Raw genomic sequence first — 5,420 nt, forward strand, 5'->3', positions numbered from 1 at the left:
GGCAATTGTCATCCTTCTGTAACTGAAACATAGAAAAACCCTGTTTCTTGGCGCTAACCAAGAAACAGGGTTTGTTTGTGTGAGTTAATGAATGAAAGCTTTGGCAGCTGGCAGAATGTCCTTAGATTTTTTCTACATTAGCAGCTTGCGGCCCGCGGGAACCTTCAACAATCTCAAACTCAACATCCTGACCATCTTCAAGAGACTTATACCCTTCTGAATTAATTGCTGAGAAGTGCACAAATACGTCGTCTCCATCTTCACGCTCGATGAAACCAAAACCTTTTTCGTTGTTAAACCATTTTACTTTACCTTGCATACATTTCCATTCCTTTCAAATTCGAAAATTCTGCGGTTGCGCCGCATTGCTCACAGCTAAGATCGAGGCCTGTGCAGGGGCTTTACGCCCCTCCACAAAAATTCAATCTTAAACTGCCTACTTAATATTACCCCTTACCTATGAAATGTATGCATGTTTTTTACAAATTTGATTAAATTTACATTCCGTTAAACTTTCTACTGCATCACTATCCACCTAAACGCCCATGGAAATATATTTTGTTTCCAAGAAAGCATCTATTCCCTGATGCCCTCCTTCTCTGCCAATGCCACTTTCTTTCATTCCTCCAAAAGGAGCCTGAGCTGCTGACGGCACGCCGTCATTCCACCCGACAATTCCATACTCAAGGGCCTCCGCCACTTTCATGCCCCGAGATAAGTTCTCTGTAAAAAAGTAGCCGGCAAGGCCGTATACGGAGTCATTTGCCAGACGAATCCCTTCCTCATCACTTGAGATTTTCTGGATCGGGCAACCGGCCCAAAGGTCTCTTCGTTCATCACAACCATGTCATGAGTAATATTCTTTAACACCGTCGGCTTGTAAAAATACGAACCATTTTCTTCATACCCAGAACCGCCGCAGACAATCTCTGCTCCCTGATTCGCCGCGTCCTGTACGTGCCGGTCAACTTTTTCATACCCATCCTGATTGATCAAAGGTCCAACATCCACGCCTTCTTCAAAGCCGTTCCCCACCTTCAGCTTAGATACTTCTTTTTTAAATTCCTCAACAAAATCATCATAGATGCCTTCCTGCACATAAATTCTGTTTCCGCAAACGCAGGTCTGCCCTGCATTTCTAAACTTAGATGCAATCGTTCCCTGTACAGCTTTATTAATATCGGCGTCATCGAGAACAATGATCGGTGCATGGCCTCCCAGTTCTAATGAAAGCTTTTTCACCTGATCCGAAGCCTGCTTCATTAAAATTTTCCCAACTTCCGTTGATCCTGTAAAAGTCATCTTGCTTACCTTGCGATTGCTCATCATTTCTCCGCCAATTTCAGAGGCTTCACCTGTTACAAGGTTGAAAACCCCTTCTGGGAGCCCTGCTTCCTCACAAATTTCCGCAAAACGAATCGCTGAAAATGGTGTATCTTCAGCAGGCTTAACAATAATGGGACAGCCTGCAGCAAGTGCTGGAGCAACCTTTCTCGTAATCATGGCAAGAGGAAAGTTCCATGGGGTGATAGCTCCGACCACACCTACGGGCTGACGGATGACCATCAATCGCTTTTCCCTTGAGCTTGCCGGAATCATTTCTCCATACACACGCTTACCCTCTTCCGCAAACCATTCCAGAAACGAGGCAGCGTAGGCTACTTCTCCCTTTGCTTCCTTTAATGGCTTACCCATTTCCTTTGTAATAAGCTCGCCCAGCTCGTCCTGTTTTTCCATCATGATACGATAGATTTTTTTTAAGTACTCGGAACGTTCTCCAGCAGTCTTTTCCGCCCAGGGTTTAAACGCCCGATGAGCGGCATCAATCGCTTCTTTTGTCTCGCTTTTACCTCCGTTTACCGCGGTGCCGACTTTTTCACCTGTCGCAGGGTCAAACACATCAAAGGATCCACTGTCCGATTTCTTCCACTCCCCGTTAATAAATAGACGTCCTTCCATCATTTCCTCATCCCTCATTTCTTAAATATTTTCCAGTTCTATACCCTACTTATAGAAAGGACATTCCATTTCCTCCACAAAAAATATATTCAATCCGATTAAAAAAGCTAATGTTACTGAAGGGAAAAAATATCTTCTTATAGGTGCCGACCAAAGAGACAGACCTTCTATTGTCCAGGTAAAAAGACTCAGTAACGAAAATATCTCTACGAAAAAGGTGATTGGACTGACTGATTCATTCATTATCAGCTCTGGGAGACAAACGTACACAAGACTGAACCTTTACATAAGTGAGTACTAAAAAAGTAGAAATTTTTGTTTCTTATAGCTCTCCGTTTTTCACTTATCACACTGGGAAAAGTGAAAATCCCTAGGGGAAACGTCAACTATCCCAGGGCCATACGTCAATAACAGCACCAAGATGGCAGAATATATTGTCTTTTCAAAAATTTGTTTTATAGTAGATATTACAGGTCCTACATACAAAGTGACCGCCCCTGATTCCCTTCCAATAAGTTTTCCCTCTATGCTCCTCATCCATTTTTCCCTGCACCCCCTTAAGTAGGCTGTAAAGATGGAACGACCAAAAAACCGGCCATTATTTTACGGCCGGAACCCTGTGTCGTTCACTTGATTGAATTATCTAAATATTTAAAATAATAATTGACTATTCGCTCACCTTTTGAAATAATATACTTATACCGTGCCCTTGTCCTCATGCTATAACCTTATGAAGGATGTGAGAGCTATTCTAAAAGAAAGGTTTTACATCATTGAAGAAGTGAAAGTCAAACGTCGCTTGTTTGGTTTATATGAAACCAAGAAACGCATCGAAAGGTATGGAAGCGAAGACTATGAGAAGGCTATAGCATTCATGAAACATGCTGAAGGGGAAATGACAGGGCCGAGCCAAAGCCACCTTATATTAAAAGGGCACGACCGATAAATTTACTTCAAAAGGACCGGTGCCGGTCCTTTTCCTTTTTCCATATACCCTTTCCTTCTTTTATAAAACCTTCTTTTTTATAAAATCACTCAGCATTCTTATTTATTGAGACAAAAGCCCAGTTTATCGATTATTTCTACTATTTAATAAAATTTATTTATTCCTTACAATCCCTTTATACCAAGGTGTAAACCTCATTTCGTTTGATGAACACGCAAATTATAAAAACGAGACCATTGACCTATTGGAAAAATTCTGGAATAATAAACGGTAGACGAATTATTTTCCTACTTACATATGATAATAAATAAAACATTTACAAAGGAGTGATGATTATCCTTACCGATAAACTATTTATTATAGAAGAAGTAAAGCCTAAAAGGCGCTTCTTTGGTTTATTAGCAGGGGAAAAGTCAATTGAACGGTACGTCTCTCAAGACTTTGACAAAGCACTGGCATACCTTAAAAAAGCAGAGGAGCAGCTGAAGGAAAACAAAGAAAGCCATTTTGTTTTAAGAGGAGCTCCGCCTGAAAACATTTGCTAAGTAAAAAAGCTTTTGCCTGACACTCTGGCAAAGGCTTTTTCTGTACCCTTTTTGTGGAGTTTTTTTCGCTAACAAAGCCCCACTTAAACTGAGTAATTTGAAGCCTTTTTCGTTGGGGCTATTTATAATCTTTAACTCTTATAGTATTTTAATTACTATGGAAATAATTGCAATATTATACATAACAGCAGGGAATAAACTTAAAAAAGTGTCTCTTTTGCAGACTGTATAATAAGTTCTGCGCATATGGTACGCTTTAAAAGAACATAATTGGCTATTGAAAAAGGGGAGGAGTTTTTATGAAACCCATTAACTCATGGATTGCCTGGTGCTTATGCTTGGTTTTCTGACTGCCTGCGGCGGTAATGAGGAAACTCAGGAAGAGGCTGTGACTACCGATCCTGCCGAAATAGAAGACCAAGAGGATTTAGAAGAAGAGGAACAAATAGAGGAAAATGAAGAGCCAGCTGCGGAAAGTGATTTACACGCAGAAGAAATAATGGCCCGCACAACAGAAGTAATGACGGACGTAGAAAGCTATGCAATGGATATGTCCATGGTTCAGGATATGGATTTTCAGGGCGAGAGCATGTCCATTATGACAAACACCTCCTCTGAAATTATGCTTGATCCGCTTAGATACTATGAAAATACCATTATGCAATCTGATGAAGAAGGCATGGAAGAAATAGAAGCTCAAACCTACTACGGAGAAGAGGGTCTTTTCCTTAAAGACTCAGTTGAAGACCAATGGTTCAAGCTCCCTGATGATTTCAGGGATTCTGTCAATGAACTGGCCCAGCACTATGAAAGCCCTGAAGAACAGCTGGAGCTTCTCATTCAGTTTGAAGAAAATATAGAGGTAAGCCAGGCAGATGGTGAATACATCCTGGAGGTATCAGGAGACAGTGAGCAGCTCAAACAGCTGGCTCTGGAAATGACGGGGATGCTTGAAGGGGATATCTCAACGATGGTTGACCAGCTGTTTGCAATGATGGAAATTGAACACTTGGAATACACCTTGTTCATTGATGAAGAAACCTTTTATCAAACAGGCATGACGATGGACATGGAAATGACAATGAACCTTGAGGGTGACGATTCCTTTACTACGTCACAGCAAATGGAAGCGACCTATAGCAATTACAATGAAATAGAAGAAATTGAGATTCCAGAAGACGTTGTAGAAACCGCAGAAGAACTGAACTTTGAAGAGCTTGGCAGCATTCAGGACATGGAAGAAACAGATCTTGATGATTTGGATATTGATCAAAGTGAGCTCGAAAACGGGGACACCGATCAGGACGAAGACGACAACGAAGATGATGAGGAAGAGAATGACGAAGAATAAATAAAAGCTGATCCAGAGGTTCACTCTGGGTCAGCTTTTTGTATATGACAAATATTACACTCCTCGGTGTGGTGCCAGGCACCTCACTTGGAAACTCATTTTCCAGCAACCTGCCACACGATAAGCTTCCAGCGTTGAAAAGCAGGGATGATTTCCTTGGTCAGAAAACGAAACCTCTCTCCCTCCTCATTCAGCTCTTCAATGGCGGAGGCTTTTTCTACTACTTCTTGAAAGCGATTAAGCTCTTCTTCATGCTTTTCCTCCCGCCCAAAGATGTACTTCATCGTCATATTCGATGCATCAAATGGAACGAACCCTTCCATCATTTGAGCAAGCAGCCGATCCCCGCTGTCTGTGTGACCTTCCCGGTAAAACGAGCTGACTGACATCAATCCTTCTTCCACCGTGTTCAGCCAATCCATATATAAACGCAAAAACTTTCTTTCCGACTCCCTTAACTGCTGGGACACTCCAATCCCCTCCCTTTATCAGGGGTGCCTGGCACCACTGCTGTTTGTAATATTGTTGTAATATTCACTGGCCTTTTTCAGGCGCTGACTCCTACACCTATGGTAATAGAAACAGACCACATTTTAAAGGTGCCTGGCACCACAATAGG

The 5,420-nt window shown here is 41.8% G+C and carries 5 protein-coding genes and 1 pseudogene; 3 read left to right on the forward strand and 3 right to left on the reverse strand.

Translation table 11 applies throughout. The annotated features are described in order from the left end of the window. Nucleotides 1-121: 121 nt before the first annotated feature. Both JCM19033_RS21360 and JCM19033_RS21365 read right to left on the reverse strand, forming a co-directional pair. Complete coding sequence (locus JCM19033_RS21360; protein WP_054637849.1) at nt 122-319, reverse strand: cold shock domain-containing protein; 198 nt, start codon at nt 317-319, stop codon at nt 122-124. 216 nt (nt 320-535) lie between these two features. Next, nucleotides 536-1,959, reverse strand: a pseudogene (locus JCM19033_RS21365) (NAD-dependent succinate-semialdehyde dehydrogenase). Between the two features lie 781 nt (nt 1,960-2,740). Between JCM19033_RS21365 and JCM19033_RS21375 the strand changes: the two are divergent. The 3 genes from JCM19033_RS21375 (at nt 2,741) to JCM19033_RS21385 (ending at nt 4,801) form a co-directional block, all read left to right on the forward strand. After that, nucleotides 2,741-2,905 (forward strand): hypothetical protein, encoded by a 165-nt coding sequence (locus JCM19033_RS21375; RefSeq protein ID WP_198153623.1) that lies wholly within the window; start codon nt 2,741-2,743, stop codon nt 2,903-2,905. 329 nt (nt 2,906-3,234) lie between these two features. After that, complete coding sequence (locus JCM19033_RS21380; protein ID WP_054637852.1) at nt 3,235-3,450, forward strand: hypothetical protein; 216 nt, start codon at nt 3,235-3,237, stop codon at nt 3,448-3,450. A gap of 316 nt (nt 3,451-3,766) precedes the next feature. After that, on the forward strand, nt 3,767-4,801 hold the full coding sequence (locus JCM19033_RS21385) for a DUF6612 family protein (protein ID WP_054637853.1): 1,035 nt from the start codon (nt 3,767-3,769) through the stop codon (nt 4,799-4,801). 95 nt (nt 4,802-4,896) lie between these two features. Here JCM19033_RS21385 and JCM19033_RS21390 read toward each other — a convergent pair whose 3' ends face one another. Then, nucleotides 4,897-5,271 (reverse strand): hypothetical protein, encoded by a 375-nt coding sequence (locus tag JCM19033_RS21390; RefSeq protein ID WP_054637854.1) that lies wholly within the window; start codon nt 5,269-5,271, stop codon nt 4,897-4,899. Between the last annotated feature and the right edge of the window lie 149 nt (nt 5,272-5,420).

This window comes from Thalassobacillus sp. C254, assembly GCF_001310615.1.